General features: G+C 71.3%; 16 protein-coding genes. 8 read left to right on the forward strand and 8 right to left on the reverse strand.

The features are described 5' to 3' along the window. Positions 1–11 precede the first annotated feature (11 nt). From A33M_RS09655 to A33M_RS09670, 4 genes are all read left to right on the forward strand, one after another. Positions 12–1,604, forward strand: a complete 1,593-nt coding sequence (locus A33M_RS09655; RefSeq protein WP_008386357.1) for an AMP-binding protein — start codon at positions 12–14, stop codon at positions 1,602–1,604. Between the two features lie 12 nt (positions 1,605–1,616). After that, a complete protein-coding gene (locus tag A33M_RS09660; RefSeq protein WP_008386360.1) occupies positions 1,617–2,354 on the forward strand; it encodes an MBL fold metallo-hydrolase in 738 nt (245 codons plus the stop codon). A 283-nt stretch (positions 2,355–2,637) separates the two neighbouring features. Next, positions 2,638–3,918 (forward strand): GGDEF domain-containing protein, encoded by a 1,281-nt coding sequence (locus A33M_RS09665; RefSeq protein ID WP_008386362.1) that lies wholly within the window; start codon positions 2,638–2,640, stop codon positions 3,916–3,918. Between the two features lie 101 nt (positions 3,919–4,019). Next, on the forward strand, positions 4,020–4,775 hold the full coding sequence (locus tag A33M_RS09670) for a DsbA family oxidoreductase (protein WP_008386363.1): 756 nt from the start codon (positions 4,020–4,022) through the stop codon (positions 4,773–4,775). A 7-nt stretch (positions 4,776–4,782) separates the two neighbouring features. On the opposite strand, the gene A33M_RS09675 is transcribed toward A33M_RS09670, so the two are convergent. The 4 genes from A33M_RS09675 to A33M_RS22300 form a co-directional block, all read right to left on the reverse strand. After that, positions 4,783–5,616 (reverse strand): phytoene/squalene synthase family protein, encoded by an 834-nt coding sequence (locus A33M_RS09675; RefSeq protein ID WP_040619963.1) that lies wholly within the window; start codon positions 5,614–5,616, stop codon positions 4,783–4,785. Positions 5,617–5,906: 290 nt separating this feature from the next. Next, positions 5,907–6,344: a hypothetical protein gene (locus A33M_RS09680; protein WP_157223405.1), complete on the reverse strand. Its 438-nt coding sequence runs from the start codon at positions 6,342–6,344 to the stop codon at positions 5,907–5,909. 199 nt (positions 6,345–6,543) lie between these two features. Continuing rightward, positions 6,544–7,017 carry a MaoC family dehydratase gene (locus tag A33M_RS09685; RefSeq protein ID WP_008386368.1) on the reverse strand — a complete coding sequence of 158 codons (474 nt, stop codon included), beginning with the start codon at positions 7,015–7,017 and terminating at the stop codon, positions 6,544–6,546. A gap of 188 nt (positions 7,018–7,205) precedes the next feature. Then, positions 7,206–7,697, reverse strand: coding sequence for a hypothetical protein (locus tag A33M_RS22300; protein ID WP_008386370.1), 492 nt, complete (start codon positions 7,695–7,697; stop codon positions 7,206–7,208). Between the two features lie 377 nt (positions 7,698–8,074). Here A33M_RS22300 and trmFO point away from each other — a divergent pair, with 377 nt between their 5' ends. Continuing rightward, positions 8,075–9,532 carry a methylenetetrahydrofolate--tRNA-(uracil(54)-C(5))-methyltransferase (FADH(2)-oxidizing) TrmFO gene (gene trmFO / locus A33M_RS09700; protein ID WP_202801841.1) on the forward strand — a complete coding sequence of 486 codons (1,458 nt, stop codon included), beginning with the start codon at positions 8,075–8,077 and terminating at the stop codon, positions 9,530–9,532. A gap of 13 nt (positions 9,533–9,545) precedes the next feature. Here trmFO and A33M_RS09705 read toward each other — a convergent pair whose 3' ends face one another. The 3 genes from A33M_RS09705 to A33M_RS09715 form a co-directional block, all read right to left on the reverse strand. Beyond that, complete coding sequence (locus A33M_RS09705) at positions 9,546–10,028, reverse strand: YbaK/EbsC family protein (protein WP_008386376.1); 483 nt, start codon at positions 10,026–10,028, stop codon at positions 9,546–9,548. A 67-nt stretch (positions 10,029–10,095) separates the two neighbouring features. Then, the gene (mfd, locus tag A33M_RS09710) at positions 10,096–13,632 is read right to left on the reverse strand and encodes a transcription-repair coupling factor (RefSeq protein ID WP_040619967.1); all 3,537 of its coding nucleotides are present in this window, start codon (positions 13,630–13,632) and stop codon (positions 10,096–10,098) included. 105 nt (positions 13,633–13,737) lie between these two features. Beyond that, a complete protein-coding gene (locus A33M_RS09715; RefSeq protein ID WP_008386379.1) occupies positions 13,738–14,028 on the reverse strand; it encodes an FAD assembly factor SdhE in 291 nt (96 codons plus the stop codon). A gap of 167 nt (positions 14,029–14,195) precedes the next feature. On the opposite strand from A33M_RS09715, the gene A33M_RS09720 reads away from it, so the two are divergent. Then, complete coding sequence (locus A33M_RS09720) at positions 14,196–14,420, forward strand: hypothetical protein (RefSeq protein WP_008386380.1); 225 nt, start codon at positions 14,196–14,198, stop codon at positions 14,418–14,420. 156 nt (positions 14,421–14,576) lie between these two features. Here the strand turns inward: A33M_RS09720 and A33M_RS09725 are convergent, their stop codons facing one another. After that, positions 14,577–15,140, reverse strand: coding sequence for a DUF2087 domain-containing protein (locus A33M_RS09725; protein ID WP_040619968.1), 564 nt, complete (start codon positions 15,138–15,140; stop codon positions 14,577–14,579). Positions 15,141–15,432: 292 nt separating this feature from the next. On the opposite strand from A33M_RS09725, the gene A33M_RS09730 reads away from it, so the two are divergent. Together A33M_RS09730 and A33M_RS09735 are read left to right on the forward strand one after the other, a co-directional pair. Continuing rightward, the gene (locus A33M_RS09730; protein WP_008386383.1) at positions 15,433–16,023 is read left to right on the forward strand and encodes a TetR/AcrR family transcriptional regulator; all 591 of its coding nucleotides are present in this window, start codon (positions 15,433–15,435) and stop codon (positions 16,021–16,023) included. Further along, positions 16,020–16,880, forward strand: coding sequence for an SDR family NAD(P)-dependent oxidoreductase (locus A33M_RS09735; RefSeq protein WP_008386384.1), 861 nt, complete (start codon positions 16,020–16,022; stop codon positions 16,878–16,880). The genes A33M_RS09730 and A33M_RS09735 overlap by 4 nt, the downstream gene beginning before the upstream one ends. The last annotated feature ends 80 nt before the right edge of the window (positions 16,881–16,960 follow it).

A 16,960-nucleotide genomic window follows, 5' to 3' on the forward strand; every position in this document is an offset into this window, starting at 1 on the left:
AGACGGCCCCGATGATCCTCGGCGACACCTTTCCCGACGAGATCGCCTTCGCCCAGAACGCCGGGCGGACGACCCTCGACGACATGTTTGCGCGGGTTCGCGCCCGCACCCCCGATGCGGTGGCGCTGGCCGATTCGCCCCACCGCGAAACACTCGGCGCCGGCGAGCCGCTCACGCTCTCCTATGCGGAAGCCGACCGCATCGTCGGCGCGATCGCCGTCCGCCTGCGCTCGCTCGGGCTCACCGCCGACGCGGTGGTGGCGCTGCACATGCCGACCTCGGTCGAGGCGGTGCTGACCTTTCTCGGCGTGCTGCGCGCCGGGCTGATCGCGATGCCGCTGCCGCTCCTGTGGCGGCGGGGCGACGTCGCGGCGGCGCTCGCGCGGGTCGGCGCCAAGGGGATCGTCGCCGGCGGCTCGGCAGGCGACGCCGACCTCGCCCAGATCGCGCTCGAGGCTGCGGCCGACACCTTCTCGGTGCGCGCGGTGTGCGGCTTCGGCACGCTCGGTGTCGCGCTGCCGGACGGGCTGGTGCCGCTCGACCCCTTGCTCGCCGGCACCCACGAGCCGGACGGCGCGCTCTGCCCCGCGGTCGAGCGCCCGGTGAACCCGGCGGCACACGTCGCGGCCGTCACCTTCGAGACCTCCGAGATCGGGCCGATCGCGGTCGGCCGCAGCCATGTCGAGCTGCTCGCCGCCGGCCTCACGGTGGCGCTCGAGGCCCGCCTCGAGCCCGACCAGACGCTCGTCACGACGATGCATCCGGGCTCGCTCGCCGGCCTCGCCTGCGCGATCGTGCCGTGGCTGATGCGCGGCGGCACGCTCGGCCTGCACATGCCGTTCGACGCCGACGCGCTCGGCGACCAGATCGCCGCGCTCGATGCCCGCGCGGTGGCGGTGCCCGGCCCGCTCGCCGAGCGGTTTCGCGATGCCGGCATTTTTGCGCGAGCCGACAATCTGGCGGCCGTGCTGGCGGTGTGGCGCGCCCCCGAGCGGCTCGCCGGCAGCGCCGACTGGTCGGCCGACGACCCGCGAACGCGCGCCCGGCTGGTCGATCTCTCGGTGTTCGGCGAGACCGGGCTGCTCGCCGCCCGGCGCGGCGCCGACGGTCGCCCCGCCCCGATCGGCGCCGGCCCGGTCACCGCGCCCCGCGCGACCCGCGGCGCGGCGCTGGTCGCCGAGATCACCCGCACCGATCACGGCACGCTGGCGATGCGCGGCGCGATGGTGCCGCGCTTCCCCTTCCCGCCCGGCGCCGAGCGCGGCAGCGCGCCGTGCCTCGCAGTCGAGCAGGACCAGTATGTCGACACCCGCCACTTCTGCCGGGTCGACAAGGAGACCCGCGCGATGGTGGTGACCGCGCCACCGGCGGGGCTGGTCGGCATCGGCGGCACCCGGCTCGCGCTGGCGGCGGCCGAGCGGACGCTGGAGTCGATCGACCGCACGGCCTTCCTCCTCGCGCTGCCCGACGTGCTGATGGGCCAGCGGCTGTTCGGCCACGCCGCCGACGGCGCGGCGGTGCGCGCGGCGCTCGCCGAGCGCGGCGCCGGCGCGCTGGTGGTCGGCGCCTTCCGCGATCGCCCGGCCGCCCGCTCCGCCGCCTGAGACGAGGGTGCCATGGAGTTCCGCGTCGTCGGCTGCGGTGACGCCTTCGGCTCCGGCGGCCGGCTGAACACCTGCTTTCACGTCACCGGGCAAAGCACGCGCTTTCTGCTCGATTGCGGCGCGACCTCCATGGTCGGCCTGCACCGCGAAAACATCGACCGGCCGGCGATCGACCTCGTGCTGATCACCCATCTGCATGCCGACCATGCGGGCGGCCTGCCGTTCCTCGTGCTCGACGCGCAGTTCTTTGCCAAGCGCACCCGTCCGCTCACCGTTGCCGGCCCGCCGGGCCTCGCGTCTTGGTATCCGCAGGCGATGGAGCTGGCCTTTCCCGGCTCCTCGCGGACGCGCCAACAATTCCCGCTGACGCTGGTCGAGCTCGTCGCCGACGAGACCTGGCGCTTCGCCGACCTCACGGTGCGGCCGAGCCCCGTCGCGCACGGCGAGGCGATCGCCCCCGCCTATGGCTACCGGATCGAGCTCGACGGCCGCGTGCTGGCCTATACCGGCGACACCGAATGGACCGAGACGCTGGTGCCGCTCGGCCGCGACGCCGACCTGCTCGTCGCCGAATGCTATTGGTTCGCGAAGGACGTGCCCTGGCATCTGAGCTGGGCGACGCTGGCGAGGCATCTGCCGAGAATTGCACCACGCCAGACGCTGCTCACCCATATGAGCACCGACATGCTGGCGCACCTCGCCGACGTCTCCTGCGAGACCGCCCATGACGGGCTCTTGCTGGAGATTTGACGCGAATGCCGTTGCCGAGCCGAGGCCCCCTCGCCCGCTCGCTTCACTCGCGACCTCGCCCGGTTCACGGGGAGAGGCTCGCCCCGTTCACGGGGAGAGGTCGGAGACCGAGCGGAAGCGAGGGCTCCGGCCGAGGGGGCGGCTGCGGAAAGCCGCGACCTTCCGGCGACCGAGACGAGGCTTTTCACGACTCGGGCCGATACCGCCAGATCCCCATGACCGTTTGACGGGCCGTTAATGACGTTCCGCTAGGCTCTTCCTCGGGTTTTTCGAGGGAGCGCCGATGTCGCTGCAGGGTCCGGTCGTGGTGGTCGCCGAGGAGGTCGATCCGATCCTCGTGCATGCGCTCGAACGAGCCGGCGGTGCGCCGGTGATCGACACCGCCTGGGCGCGCGCGGCGAACGCCGTCGCCGAGGCTGCGCCGGCCGGCATCGTGGTGCCGCAGGCCGCCGACATGCCCGACACCTCCCTCCTCGACGCGGTGGCCGCGGCGGTGGCGGGCTTCCCCGTATGGACGCCGGTGCTCGCCGCCCCGGTCGAGGGTTTTCGCGCCCGCCTGCCCGACGCCCTGCCGATCGCCGCCGACGCCGCCTGCGAGCGGATCGTCGCCCGCCTCGCTTCGGCACAGCGGGTCCGCACGCTGCATGCGACCGTCCTGCGCCGCGAGGAGATCGTCGCCGGCGACGAGGCCGACGCCGCCACCGACCTGCCCGCCTGGCCGGAGCGCGACCCGCTGGAGGACGCCACCGTGCTGGTGACCGGCCGCGGCCGCACCTATCCCGGGCTCGGCACCGCGGTCGGCGAGCGGCTCGGCCTGATCGGCGCGCTCGGCATCGAGACCGCCGCCCGCTATCTCAACGCCCGCGACGTCGACGGCATCGTCATCGGCGACGGGTTTGGGCCGCGCACGCTGGAGGCCTTCCTCACCGCCCTCGCCGAAGACCCGCGCTTCCGCGACCTGCCGATCGCGCTGCTGCCCGGCGTGCCGCCCGGCCTCGATCCGGCCAAGCTGCCCAATCTGGAAAACCTGTTCGGCCCGCCGGCCGAGGTGGTGACGACGCTGCTGCCGCTGGTGCGGATGCACGCCTTCGAGGCGCGGCTCAGGCGCCGGCTCGCCTCACTCGACGCCCAGGGGCTGATCGACACCCATACCGGCCTGTTCACCGTCACCGGCTTCCTGCGCGACCTCGACCGGGCGGTCGCCGAGACCAAGACGAACCGCGCCGCGCTGTCGCTCGCCCGCTTCTCGTTTCCGCCCACCGTCGGCCGCCGGGCGAGCCTGGATGCCGCCCGGCTGGTCAGCCGGCTGGTGCGCAGCGTCGACTTCGCCTGCCGGGCGAGCGACGGCTCGATCCTGGTGGCGTTCCAGGCGACCGCGCTCGACAAGGCGCACGCCGTCGCCCGCCGCATCGCCAGCGTGCTGCGCCACACCATGCTGGCGCCGGCCGGCGACCCCAACGGCCGGATCGACCCCGCGGTGACGCTCGCAATGCTGAAACCCACCGACACGGTGGAGAGCTTGCTCGCCCGCGTCTCCGAGCCGACCCCGGTCGCCGCCGAGTAGCGGGACGCGCGGGCGGTCGGCCGCCGAAAGGCATGCCTTGCGCCGGCGCGGGTTTCGCGATGCCGGCGAAGCGCCTAAGTGTCCTCGCAACGGAGGACCGCATGACCGACAGCCCCACCCCGCCGGGCGCGCCCGATGCCCCCGCCGCCACCACGCCGGTGCCGACGAAAATGCCGATCGATGTCGTGTCCGACGTCGTCTGCCCGTGGTGCTTCATCGGAAAGCGCAGGCTCGAGAAGGCGATCGCCGCGACGGCCGAGATTCCGGTGGAGGTGCGCTGGCGCACCTTCTTCCTCAATCCGTGGGTGCCGCGCGAGGGCATCGCCCGCCGCCAGTATCTCGAGACGAAATTCGGCTCGGTCGAGCGCTACATGGCGAACGCGCCCCGCATGGTCGAGGCCGCCGAGGCCGAGGGCTTGGTCTATGCGATCGACAAGCTGGTCCGCCAGCCCAACACGATCGACTGCCACCGGCTGATCCGCTGGGCGAACGACGCGTTCGGCCGCGCCGGGCAGGCCCGCATGAAGCAGCGGCTGATGGACCTCTATTTCACCGAAGGCGCCGACCTCTCCCAGCGCAACGTGCTGGTCGGCGCGGCGCCCGATATCGGGCTCGATCCGGCCCGCGTCGCCGCCCGGCTCGCCACCGACGAGGACGAGGCGGCGGTGACCGAGGAGGCCGAGGCCGCCCAGCGGGCCGGCGTCGACGGCGTGCCGTGCTTCGTGTTCGGCGGCGTTTTGGCGGTGTCCGGCGCCCAGTCGGTCGACTATCTCGCCCAGGCGATCCGCCGGGCGCACGAGGCCTTTTCCCGCCGCCTCCAGGCGGGCGAGATCGACCCCGACCGCCGGCCGTACTGACCGAGGATCATCGCGCCCGGCGGGCGGCGCGCCAAAGCGTCCACTGGCGCCGCCATTGCGGCACCTCGACCGGCGTGAACGGGGTGTTTTCGCTCGCCTCCAGGCGGGCGAGCAGCGGTCCGGCGAGCGCCACCGGCAGAAAGGCGGGGGCCGCCGCCTTCGGCCGCAGCGGCGCCGCCCGCTCGGCTTCGGCGAGCTCCAGTCTTGCCCGCGCCCGCAAATCCGCGAGCACGGCTCGAAGGCCGTCGCTCGGCCGGCCGGCCAAAATGTCGGTGGGCGCGACGCCGTGCCGGGCGAGCAGGTCGGCGGGAAGAAAGATCTGGCCGCGCGAGGCGTGGGCGGGAAACGCCTGCAAGAGCCGGGCGAGCCCGGAGCCGATCCCGGCGGGACCCGCCAGCGTGCCGATCAGCGGGTCGTCGCCGGCGAGGATTTTTCCTGCCGCGGCAACGAGGTTGGACGAGGTTTTTCGGACATAGCCGTAAAGCGCGTCGAGATGCGGAACGGGGTCGTCGTAGAGGTCGAAGCTGCGCGCCTCGATCAGATCGAGCAACGGCGCGGGTGACAGCCGGCCCGCCTCGAGGGTGTTCAGCAGCGCCGCCGCCACCGGGTTCGCCCGCACCTCGCCATGGCCCTCGCCTGCCAGCGCGTCGCGCCACCATTGCAGGCGGATCTCGCCCGCCATCGGCGTTCTCGCGACCTCGCGCACCCGCGCGATCTCGATATTGAAGGCATAGAGGGCGAAGAGATGCAGCCGCGCCTCGGCCGGCGCGAACAGCGTCGCGAGGAAGCGGTCCTTGTCCGCCTCCCGCACCAAAGCCTCGCAATGACGGTACGCATCCATGCCGAGCCGTCTAGCACGGCCCGCCGGTCACGGCACCGCCCGAGACCTTATCCGGCGCGACCTATCAGGCCCCGGCCCGTCCGGCTCGAACCCCATTCGGCCCGAACCTCAGTTGGCCTGAACCTCACTTGGCCCGACCCCGTGCCCCCGGCGCCCTGCGACCCGAGGCCCAACCGCGCAGAGCCTTCGACGCGAAGCCCGTCCGGCCCAAACCGCCCTCGGCCGCGGCAGCCTCCCGCTCGCGGCCGCCCCGCCGCTCCACCCCACCGACCGACCGCCGCTCGCGGCGGTCAGCCGTCGCAGGCGATCGGCTCGTCCGGCCCGCACCCCTGCAGCGCGCTAAGGATGCTCAGCGTCGTCGCATTGGGGCAGTAGTTGCGCCAGTCCTGCCAGCCGGGATCGGCGAACTCGTCGCCGAGGTCCTGCGCGCAGCGCCCCGGACAGTCGCAATTGCCGCACAGCCGCTGCATCGCCGAGAAAGCGCGCGGATCGCTGCAATAGAGCTCGTCCGGATCGAGATGCAGCGCCCGCATCCGCCGGCACAGCAGGAGGTCGTCGTCCGCATCGGCCCGCCCGCCGCGGGCGGCCGGCTTGTGTTGCGCCCGCGACAGCGCGGCCAAAAACTCGGCCGAACCGCCGAGCACGTGCTGATCGTCGAACGGCTCCGCCCCGGTCCGGAGGCGCAGATAAGTGGCCAGTTCGGTCCAAGCGTCCATTGGAGGGGGCATGATGCCCTCCTGGGTTGGCGTGAACGTCCCCTCGTTCCCCGTGTCGTGAAAAGTATACACGGATCGCACGAGCGCGCTAATCGTTTCGCTGTATGAGCCGTCGACGTTCGTTATGGCCACCAAGGGTTTGGCCTGCACGTGAACGCCGTCCGCCGGTAGCAGGATGCGGGCGGCGCGACGCGCTCACGAGCCGAATCGATCAGGCGGATTTCGGCGCCGCCTCGGGCGACGGCAGGCGCGACGGCACCTTCACCCAGGCGTCGCCGTCGAGCACCAGCTCGTCGCCCACCATGCAGGTGCAGGCGAGCCGGGCGCGGAATTTTTCCGGCTTCAGCTCGGCCACCTCGAGCGTCACCGCCACCTGGTCGCCGATCTTCACCGGCGCGCGGAAATTGAGCGTTTGCGAGAAATAGATCACCCCCGGCCCCGGCAACCGCATGCCGAGCAGCGCGGAGACGAGCCCGGCGGTGAAGATGCCGTGGGCGATCCGGGTGCCGAACAGGGTGCCGGCGGCGAACTCCTCCGACAGGTGGATCGGGTTCTTGTCGCCGCTCACCTCGGCGAAGGTGCGCACCGCCTCGTCGGTGACGGTGCGGTACATGGTCTCACGCATGCCGATGCTCAAATCCTCGAAAAAGAGGCTGCGCATCTCCAGGACGGTGTCGGCCGGCATCGATCTCCCCCCGATTGTGCGGTTGCAGAAAGTGCATCACGCGCGGCGCGCACGCGCAACCCGACAAAGGACGCAGGCCGGTGACGCAGGCCGGCGACACGACGAGAAAGGGCGGGCCGCACGGGCCCGCCCTCGCCGTCTCGTCGTCTCGTCGGTGCGGGTCGGCCGAGCGACCCACGAGGAGAAAATCACCAGCGGCGGTCGGCCGGCCGCGGGCCGGGTCCGGGGCCAGGGCGCGGAGCCGGACCGGGACGGGAGACCGGGCGCGGTCCGGGCGGCGGGCCACCATGGAAACGCGGGCCGGGCGGCGGGCCGCGGAAGCGCGGAGGTCCCGGAGGCGGGCCACGAAAATGCGGCGGCGGCGGTCCCGGCCGGCGATAGCCGTAGGGCGGCGGCGGCGGATAGCCGCGGCGCCAGCCGCGCCAGCCGATCGGGCCGCCCCAGCCATAGCCGCGCCGCATGGCGAAGCCGCAGCGGTACCAGCCCGGGCCTCGCCAGCCGAAATCGTACCAGCAATATTCGTAGCCGCCCCAGAAGAACTGGACGTTCTCGACGATGCCGAGCGAATCGGCCGTCCCGCCGGCGCCGCCGCCCGTCGCGCCCAGCGGGGTGGCGTTCGCCGTCCCGCCGAGCAGCAGCGCCGCCGCGGCGGACGCCACGACCATCACGTATCGCTTCATCCAAATCCTCCGGATGTTTCATCGACGGCCGACCGCATGCCGGCGATCCACCGCATGCACGGCCCAAGATACGGCCCAAGATACGGCCCAAGACACGGCCCGAGAGCCGAGACAGGAAAGCTCATGGCAGAAGCGTGCGTCCGAGAAGGAACTCTGCCGTCCGACGCACGAAGGCGGCCGAGACCGGCGAGTGTGGTCCGCGCCCGTGGCGAAGATTTGATCACGCGCTGAAGTCGCATTCGTCGTGTCCCCGCCACGTGGTCGCGCCGACCGGTCCGCGGGTTCGATCGCACGAGCGGTTTTCTTTTCCGTTTCCGCGCCCCTATATGCCGGCCGGAGCCGGCCGCGCGACCGTGCGGCCGCAACGGAGTGACCCCATGCAACCTGTCCATGTCGTCGGCGGCGGCCTCGCCGGCTCGGAAGCCGCCTGGCAGATCGCCACGCGGGGGGTGCCGGTGGTGCTCCACGAGATGCGCCCGGTGCGCTCGACCGCCGCCCACCGCACGCAAAGCCTGGCGGAGCTGGTGTGCTCCAACTCGTTCCGCTCCGACGATGCCGCCGCCAATGCGGTCGGCCTCCTGCACGCCGAGATGCGCCGGCTCGGCTCGCTGGTGATGCGCTGTGCCGACGCCCATCAGGTGCCGGCGGGCGGCGCGCTGGCCGTCGACCGCGACGGCTTCGCGGCCGCGGTGACCGAGGCGCTCGCCTCGCATCCGCTGATCACGATTCTCCGCGAGGAGGTCGAAAGCCTGCCGCCGGAAGATTGGGGCAGCACCATCGTCGCGACCGGCCCGCTGACCTCGGCCGCGCTCGCCGAGGCGGTGCGGGCGGCGACCGGCGCCGACGCCCTCGCCTTCTTCGACGCCATCGCCCCGATCGTCCATCGTGACTCGGTGGACATGGAGGTCGCCTGGTTCCAGTCGCGCTACGACAAGGCGGGGCCCGGCGGCTCGGGGGCCGACTATCTCAACTGCCCGATGAACCGCGACCAGTACGAGGCGTTCGTCGACGCGCTGCTCGCCGGCGAGACGGTGGCGTTCCACGAGTGGGAGACCAAGACGCCCTATTTCGACGGCTGCCTGCCGATCGAGGTGATGGCTGCACGCGGCCGCGACACGCTGCGCTGGGGGCCGATGAAGCCGATCGGCCTGACCGATCCGCACCACCCGGAGAAGAAGCCGTACGCCGTCGTCCAGCTCCGCCAGGACAACCGGCTCGGCACGCTCTACAACATGGTGGGCTTCCAAACCAAGTTGAAGCACGCCGAGCAAGTGCGTGTGTTCCGGACGATTCCGGGGCTCGAGCGGGCCGAGTTCGCGCGCCTCGGCGGGCTCCACCGCAACACCTATCTCGACTCGCCGAAGCTGCTCGACCCGACGCTGCGGCTGAAGGCCTTGCCGCGGCTGCGCTTCGCGGGGCAGATCACCGGCTGCGAGGGATACGTGGAATCGGCCGCGATGGGGCTCCTGGCCGGCCGGTTCGCGGCGGCAGAAAGCCGCGGCGAAGAGCCGGTGCCGCCGCCGCCCACCACCGCGCACGGGGCCTTGCTCGGCCACATCACCGGCGGCCATCTCGGCGACGCCTTTGCAACGATCGACGCCGGGCCGCGCTCGTTCCAGCCGATGAACGTGAATTTCGGTCTATTCCCGCCGCTCGCCGTCGCGCCGACCAAGCACCCCGACGGCTCGCGCCTGCGAGGCCCGGCCAAAACGGTCGCTCGCAAGCACGCGCTGTCCGCCCGCGCGCTCGCCGACCTCGATGCTTGGCGGGGCGCCGTCGCCGACACGGCACCGGCACCGGCTCCGGAGGACGCTCCGGCCGACGCGCAGGCCTGAGCGAACGCGGCGATCAGCCGGCCGGCTCGCTCTCCGGGAGGCGGCAGACATCGACCCATTCGGCGCCGGTGAGGGCGGCCATCCGCTCGGGCGCGATGCGCACCGCGGCATGGGTGGAGCCGGCGGCCGGCAACACCTCGTCGAACGCCTTCAGCGACACGTCGCAATAGATCGGCAGCGGGGTCGCGAGGCCGAACGGGCACACCCCGCCGACCGGATGGCCGGTGATCGCCAACACCTCGTCCGGACCGAGCATGGCGGCCTTGCCGCCGAAGGTCGCCTTGGCCTTGCGGTTGTCGAGCCGGGCGTCGCCGCGCACGACCACCAGAAACACCCGCTCCTTCACCCTCAGCGACAGCGTCTTGGCGATCCGCGCCGGCGCGACGCCGTGGGCGTCGGCTGCCAGCTCCACCGTCGCGGTCGATCGGGCGAGCTCGATCACGGTGATGTCGGGGGCCTTTTCGGCGAAGAAGGTGCGGACGGACTCGAGGCTCATGGCAGATGGCTTCGGCTGGTGACGACGGTGCCCGTGGCGCCGGCGGCCCCGGCGGCGGGTCGGCGGCTCACGCCGCCTTGGCCTTGGCGGCGATGGCGGCGAGCTGGCGGACGATGGCGGTCGTGCCCTTCAGGCGGTCGGCCGGCTCCTCCCAGTCGTCGAAGAACACCACCTTCATGTCCGGCCGCACCTTTGCGCACACCCCCTGCTTGCGGATGAAGTGAACGAGGCCCTCGGGGTTCGCGAAGCGGTCCTCGTGGAACGACAGCACCGCCCCCTTCGGCCCGGCATCGACTTTTCCGACATTGGCGCGCCGGCACAGCGCCTTCAGGAGCACGGTCTGCAAGAGGTAATGCACCTCGGTCGGCATCTCGCCGAAGCGGTCGACCAGCTCGGCGGCAAACGAGTCGATCTCGCGCTCCTCGTCGAGGTCGGCGAGCCGGCGATAGAGCGCGAGCCGCACCGAGAGGTCGGGCACGTAATCCTCGGGGATCAGCACCGGCATGCCGAGGGTGAGCTGCGGCGACCAGCGATCCTCGACCGGCGCGGCGGTGCCCGACTTCAGGCTCTCCACCGCCTCCTCCAGCATCTGCTGATAGAGCTCGAAGCCGACCTCCTTGATGTGGCCGGACTGCTCGTCGCCCAACAGGTTGCCGGCGCCACGGATGTCGAGATCGTGCGAGGCGAGCTGGAAGCCGGCGCCGAGCGTGTCGAGCGACTGCAGCACCTTCAGCCGCCGCTCGGCGGTCGGCGTGATCTTCCGCTCGGCGGGGATCGTGAACAGGGCGTAGGCGCGGGTCTTCGAGCGGCCGACCCGGCCGCGGAGCTGATAGAGCTGAGCGAGGCCGAACATGTCGGCGCGGTGGACGATCAGCGTGTTGGCGGTCGGGATGTCGAGGCCGGACTCGACGATCGTGGTCGAGAGCAGCACGTCGTACTTGCCGTCGTAGAAGGCCGACATCACGTCCTCGAGCACGCCCGGCGACATCTGGCCGTGCGCCGTCACCACCCGCACCTCCGGCACCGACTGGTCGAGGAACGCCTTCGCCTCGGCCAAGTCCTCGATACGCGGGCAGACATAGAAGGCCTGGCCGCCGCGGTAGCGCTCGCGCAAAAGCGCCTCGCGGACGATCAGCGGATCGAACGGGGTGACGAAGGTGCGCACCGCCAGGCGATCGACCGGCGGGGTGGCGATGATCGACAATTCCCGCACCCCGGTGAGGGCGAGCTGGAGCGTGCGCGGGATCGGCGTCGCGGTGAGGGTGAGGACGTGCACCTCGGCGCGCAGCTTCTTCAGGCGCTCCTTGTGGGAGACCCCGAAATGCTGCTCCTCGTCGACGATGACGAGGCCCAGATCCTTGAACTTGATGGTCTTTCCGAGCAGCGCGTGGGTGCCGACGACGATGTCGATCTGCCCCTCGGCGAGCCCCTTGCGGGTCTTTGCCATCTCCTGCGTGCTGGCGAGCCGGGAGAGCTGGCCGACATTGACGGGGAAGCTGCGGAACCGCTCGGAGAAGGTGCGGAAATGCTGGCGGGCGAGCAGCGTGGTCGGCACCACGACGGCGATCTGCTTGCCGTTCATCACGGTCGCGAAGGCGGCGCGCAGCGCCACCTCGGTCTTGCCGAAGCCGACGTCGCCGCACACGAGGCGATCCATCGGCCGGCCGGCCGCGAGGTCGTCGAGCACCGAGTCGATCGCCGCGCGCTGGTCGTCGGTCTCGTCGTAGGGGAAGCCGGCGCAGAACTCGTCGTACGCCCCCTGCCCGACCGACAGCCGCTCGGCCGCGCGCAGCTGCCGCTCGGCGGCGATGCGGATCAGCTCGCCGGCGATCTCGCGGATGCGCTGCTTCATCCGCGCCTTGCGGGTCTGCCAGCCGGCGCCGCCGAGCCGGTCGAGCTCGACCATCGTGTCCTCGGCGCCGTAGCGCGACAGAAGCTCGATGTTCTCGACCGGGAGATACAGCTTGTCGTCGCCGGCGTAGTGCAGCTCGAGGCAGTCGTGCGGTGCGCCGGCGGCCTCGATCGTCTTCAGCCCGATGAAACGGCCGATGCCGTGGTCGACATGCACCACGATGTCGCCGGCCGACAGGCTGGTGATCTCGGCGATGAAGTTTTCCGCGCGTTTCGCCGTGCGCTTCTGGCGGACCAGGCGGTCGCCCAAAATGTCCTGCTCGCCGATCACGGCGAGGTCGTCGGTGGAAAAGCCCGCCTCGAGGCCGAGCACCGCGAGCGAGATCTCGACCGCCGGGCGATTGCGCGCCTCCGGCCAGCTCGACACGTTGGTGAGGTTGACGAGCTTGTGGTCGGCCAGAACGTGGCCCATGCGGTCGCGCGCGCCCTCCGACCACAGGGCGATCACCACCCGCTTGCCATCGGTCTGCAGACTCTCGACGTGGCCTTTGAGCGCCTCGAACACGTTGGCGTCGGCGGCGCGCTCGGCGGCGAAGTTGCGCCCGGCTCTTGTCGCGGCGTCGATCACCGGGCCGCAAGTTTCAGCGCTCGCGCCTTCGGGCGTCGCGAACGGCGTGAGGCGGACCAGCGCCGCGGTTTCGAGGCGCTCCTTCCATTCCGAATCGGTCACGTACAGCCGATCGGGCGGCAGCGGCTTGTAGGGCGGGCCGCCGCCCGCCATCGTCACCGCCTGCTTGCGGGCGTCGTAATAGTCGGCGATTTGGGCGAGCCGCTCGTGCACCGCCTCCTCGGCGAGATGCTCGAGCACCACCGGCGTGTCCGGCACATAGTCGAGCAGCGTGTCCATCCGGTCGTGAAACAGCGGCAGCCAGTGCTCCATGCCGGGATAGCGCCGGCCCTCGCTCACTGCCTCGTAGAGCGGATCGCCCGAGGTCGCCGCGCCAAAGGTCGAGACGTAGGCCTGGCGGAATTTCCGGATGGTCTCGGTGACCAGCTGGAACTCGGAGACCGGGACGAGATCGAGCGCGCGGAGCTGGTCCTGGGTGCGTTGGGTCTCGGGATCGAAGGTGCGGATCGATTCGAGCGTGTCGCCGAAGAAGTCGAGCCGCACCGGCTCCGGCGCACCCGGCGGATAGAGGTCGATGATGCCGCCGCGCACGGCGTACTCGCCCGCCTCGCGCACCGTCGCGGTGCGCAGAAAGCCGTTCAGCTCGAGCCAGTGGGTGATGCCGTCCATCGCCAAGCGGTTGCCGGGCGCGGCCGAGAACGCCTGCCCCGCCAAGGTCTTGCGGGCCGGCACGCGCTGCACCACGGCGTTGACGGTGGTCAGCAGCACGGTCGGGGCTTCGCTTCCCTTCAGCCGGGCGAGGCGGGCGAGCGTCGTCATCCGCTCGGCGACCACGCCCGGATGCGGCGAGACGCGGTCGTAGGGCTGGCAGTCCCAGGCCGGCAGCTGGAGCCGCACGAGGTTCGGCGCGAAGAAGCTCAGCGCACGGGCGAGCTGCGCCATCCGGGCGCCGTCACGGCAGACGACCACGAGGCCGACCGCCGGCGGGTTTTTGCGGGCCACGACCGCGCGGGCGAGATCGGCGAGCACCAAGCCTTCGGCACCGTCGGCGACGCTCGCCAGCGTCAGCGGGCGGCCGGGCGAGAGCTGCGCGGCGGGGGATTTGGCGGGGGATTTTTGGGCCATGGTCGTCCAGCAGAGAGAATCGTGATCGGGACGCGCGGGCGACGACGGGTTGGGGTCGCGGGCATCACCCGCGACCACCCCTCGCCTGCCGGAAAGGGCGAAGCGTCACTCCGCGTCCTTGGCGTGATTGAACGCGGCGATGCGCCGGTAGAGCGGCGTGTCGTATTCCGGCGGCACCGGGGTCGATCCGGTCAGCCAGCCATAGAGGTCGAGGTCGGCGCGCTCGCACAGCGTCTCGAACGCGTCGAGCTCGTCCTCGGAAAGCGTGTCGATGGTCGCATCGGCGAACCGGCCGGTGATCAAGTCGAGCTCGCGGGTGCCGCGCCGCCATGCCCGGAACAACAGCCGCCGCCGGCGCGGTGACAGCCCTTCGCTCGATCGTGTGGTGCCGGTCATCTGCTCTCCCCGGAAACGCCGAAAGCCCGGACGGTGCCGGGCGCCGCTGTCATATAGCCGCGGGGCGCCGCGCCGCCAATGGACAGAAGGCTGCCGGTTGCGGTATCGACGAACCACACGCGGCCTTGCCGGCTCCGGCGACGGCCGAGCGAAACCCTCGATCGCCCATGACCCTGATCCACAACGAGCAGACCAAGCTGACGGCGGCGGCGATCGACCGCCTTTCGACCGCCTGCATCGCGCTCGGGGTGATCGCGCCCGTCGTCTCGTTCGGAATGGGCGGAACCGGCTACTCGCTGATCACCGTGACGGCGTTCGGCGTCGTCTGGTTTTCGATCGGAGCGTGCCTACATTTCCTGGGACGCGCGATCCTCCGGAGGCTTCGCCCATGACCGCCGTGGAAATTTACGCGTTCTACATCGCTCCGCTGATCGTGCTCGGCGTCGGGCTCCTGATGTATTGGGTGGCGAGCCGCGACACGCCGGAGAAGCATCGATAGACGCCGCTCCGGCGGTTCGTCCGCGGCAAAAGACCCGCAGCCCCCGGCGTCACGCGGGCGTGCGGGCCGTGCGCAGCGCGAGTGCCCGGATCAGCGCCTTGGCGTCGGGCGGCGGCGCCTGCTCGATGCGGCGGTACTCTCGCCCATCCGGCGTGCGCGCCATCATGCCGAGATCGACCATCTCACGCCGCAGCAACGCGTGGTCGCCGAACAGGTGCGCCTCCTGGAGCGCGCGGTTGATCTCCGGCTCCGAAAGCACCACCCGCGGGGCGATCCGCGACCACAGCACCCACAGGCACGCCACCCGCTCGCTCTGCTTGCCGGGCCAGCGCTTGAGCCGCCCCGCCTCGTCCAAATACCGCAGAAGCCGCTCGACCTTGCGGAAGTCGACCGGCGGCGCGGGTGTCTTCGGTGCAGGGTTCTCCAAACGCCCGCGCGCCTCCTGCTGGGCGCGAAGGTGCTGGAAATTGCGGTAGCCGGTGGCGCGCGCCAGCATGTTCAGCATCACGACGTGGCCGACCGGCCCACTGCCGGCGCGGGCGAGCTCGCCCTCGAGGGCGCGCGCAAGTGCGGACAGATCGTCCGTCTCGAAGGGAATCAGTTCGCGGGACATCACCCGAATCCTCCACGTGCCGAGATCCGCAAGGACGGGTCCTGACGGAGCGTCGTGGTCGCCGGCTTCGACGTGGCACGGGACGGGGTGTCGACCGTGACGAGGATTTTTCTCTGGCAGGTTCAGCTCCCCGTCTCCGGGGCGGCGACGCCTGGGTGAACTGCCGACCGACCAGCCGTATAGGCCACCGTTTTTGCGCGTGCAAGTCGATCGGGGGCGATCCGTCGCAGCGCGGACAAACACCATACCGACCGGTATAGACAGGCCATACCGATCGGTATAACGTCGCCACATGAACCCGCCGGCCGATTCGCGCTCCACCCTCCTCGCCTGCGCCCTGCATTTGTTCGCGAGGCACGGCTACGACGCCGTCGGGGTCCAGCAGATCGTTGCGGCGGCCGGGCTCACAAAACCCTCGCTCTACCATCACTTCGGCAGCAAGCTCGGCCTTCTGGAGACGCTGCTCGACGACCGGCTGGCGCCGTTCCATGCCCGTCTCGCGTCGGCGGCGGACGTGCACGCCGACCTCTGCGGCAATCTCGGTGCGACGCTCGCCGCGATCGCCCGCACCTCCTTCGAGGTCGTCGCGGCCGAGCCCGACGTCTACCGCCTCTATCTCTCGCTGTGGTTCGCGCCGCCGGAGAGCGAGGCCTACCGCGCCGCCCTGCCCTGGCACGAGCGGCATTTCGCGGCGATCGAGGCCGTCTTTCTGGCGGCCGCCGAGCACCACGGCAACATGGCCGGGCGGCACCGCGCCTACGCGGCGACCTTTCTCGGCACGTTCAACACCTACGCCTCGTTCGGCCTGAACGGGGTCGCGACCCTCGACGAGGCGCTCCTGGACCGAGCGATCCACCAGTTCATGCACGGAATTTTCTCATGAAGACATTGACCGACAAGGCCATCGTGATCACCGGCGCCGCCTCCGGGATCGGCCGGGCGCTCGCCGTCCGGCTGGCCGCCGAGCGCACCCGCCTCGCTCTGCTCGACCGCGATGCCGACGGGCTTCGCGACACCGTCGCACGTTGCCGGGAGGCCGGTGCGGCCGCGGTCGAAGGCCGAACCCTCGACGTCGCCCGGCGCGAGGCGGTGGAGGCCGCGGCGCGCGCGGTGGTCGCGCGCTTCGGCGAGGTGGACGTCGTCGTCAACAATGCCGGCGTGTCGTCCACCGGTGCGATCGGCGAACTGACCGACGCCACGCTGCACTGGACCATGGAGATCAATTTCTGGGGCGTCGTCCACGGCACCATGGCCTTTCTGCCGCATCTGGTCGCGCGGCCCGAGGCGAGCCTCGTCAACGTGTCGAGCGTTTACGGGCTGATCGGCGTTCCGGGCCAGGCCGCCTATTGCGCCAGCAAGTTCGCGGTGCGCGGCTTCACCGAGGCGATCCGGCAGGATTTGCGCGATACCGGGGTCGCCGTCTCGGTGGTGTTTCCGGGCGGGGTGCGGACCAACATCGTCGCCGGCTCGCGCTACGACGGCGCGCTGTCGGCGGCGGAGCGGCAAAAACTCGCCACCGCCTTCGCGGCGAGCCTGCGGACCGAGCCCGAGGTCGCGGCCGAGACGATCGTGCGCGGCATCCGCCGCAAGGCGCCCCGCATCCTGATCGGCAGCGACGCCACCGCGATCGACCTCCTCGCCCGCCTGCGGCCGGCCACCTACGATTCGGTGGTCGCGCGGAAGACCGCGGCGTTCCGGGAACGGCTCGCCCGTGCGGCCCTCCTCCCCGAGCCCCGTTGACCGGCCATTCGCGGGGGGCGGGCCGGTCCGTTCCCCGAACGGGTTGAACCGCGGCCGCATCGGATGGACAGTCGGCGCCC

Source organism: Rhodovulum sp. PH10 (assembly GCF_000293785.1).
Classification (GTDB): Bacteria; Pseudomonadota; Alphaproteobacteria; order Rhizobiales; family Xanthobacteraceae; genus Rhodoplanes.

Bases quoted from the DNA above. Each gene is read 5' to 3' on its own strand.
- A33M_RS09655 (WP_008386357.1), top strand. From the start codon at position 12: ATGATCCTCGGCGACACCTTTCCCGACGAGATCGCCTTCGCCCAGAAC.
- A33M_RS09660 (WP_008386360.1), top strand. From the start codon at position 1,617: ATGGAGTTCCGCGTCGTCGGCTGCGGTGACGCCTTCGGCTCCGGCGGC.
- A33M_RS09665 (WP_008386362.1), top strand. From the start codon at position 2,638: ATGTCGCTGCAGGGTCCGGTCGTGGTGGTCGCCGAGGAGGTCGATCCG.
- A33M_RS09670 (WP_008386363.1), top strand. From the start codon at position 4,020: ATGACCGACAGCCCCACCCCGCCGGGCGCGCCCGATGCCCCCGCCGCC.
- A33M_RS09675 (WP_040619963.1), bottom strand. From the start codon at position 5,616: ATGGATGCGTACCGTCATTGCGAGGCTTTGGTGCGGGAGGCGGACAAG.
- A33M_RS09680 (WP_157223405.1), bottom strand. From the start codon at position 6,344: ATGCCCCCTCCAATGGACGCTTGGACCGAACTGGCCACTTATCTGCGC.
- A33M_RS09685 (WP_008386368.1), bottom strand. From the start codon at position 7,017: ATGCCGGCCGACACCGTCCTGGAGATGCGCAGCCTCTTTTTCGAGGAT.
- A33M_RS22300 (WP_008386370.1), bottom strand. From the start codon at position 7,697: ATGAAGCGATACGTGATGGTCGTGGCGTCCGCCGCGGCGGCGCTGCTG.
- trmFO (WP_202801841.1), top strand. From the start codon at position 8,075: ATGCAACCTGTCCATGTCGTCGGCGGCGGCCTCGCCGGCTCGGAAGCC.
- A33M_RS09705 (WP_008386376.1), bottom strand. From the start codon at position 10,028: ATGAGCCTCGAGTCCGTCCGCACCTTCTTCGCCGAAAAGGCCCCCGAC.
- mfd (WP_040619967.1), bottom strand. From the start codon at position 13,632: ATGGCCCAAAAATCCCCCGCCAAATCCCCCGCCGCGCAGCTCTCGCCC.
- A33M_RS09715 (WP_008386379.1), bottom strand. From the start codon at position 14,028: ATGACCGGCACCACACGATCGAGCGAAGGGCTGTCACCGCGCCGGCGG.
- A33M_RS09720 (WP_008386380.1), top strand. From the start codon at position 14,196: ATGACCCTGATCCACAACGAGCAGACCAAGCTGACGGCGGCGGCGATC.
- A33M_RS09725 (WP_040619968.1), bottom strand. From the start codon at position 15,140: ATGTCCCGCGAACTGATTCCCTTCGAGACGGACGATCTGTCCGCACTT.
- A33M_RS09730 (WP_008386383.1), top strand. From the start codon at position 15,433: ATGAACCCGCCGGCCGATTCGCGCTCCACCCTCCTCGCCTGCGCCCTG.
- A33M_RS09735 (WP_008386384.1), top strand. From the start codon at position 16,020: ATGAAGACATTGACCGACAAGGCCATCGTGATCACCGGCGCCGCCTCC.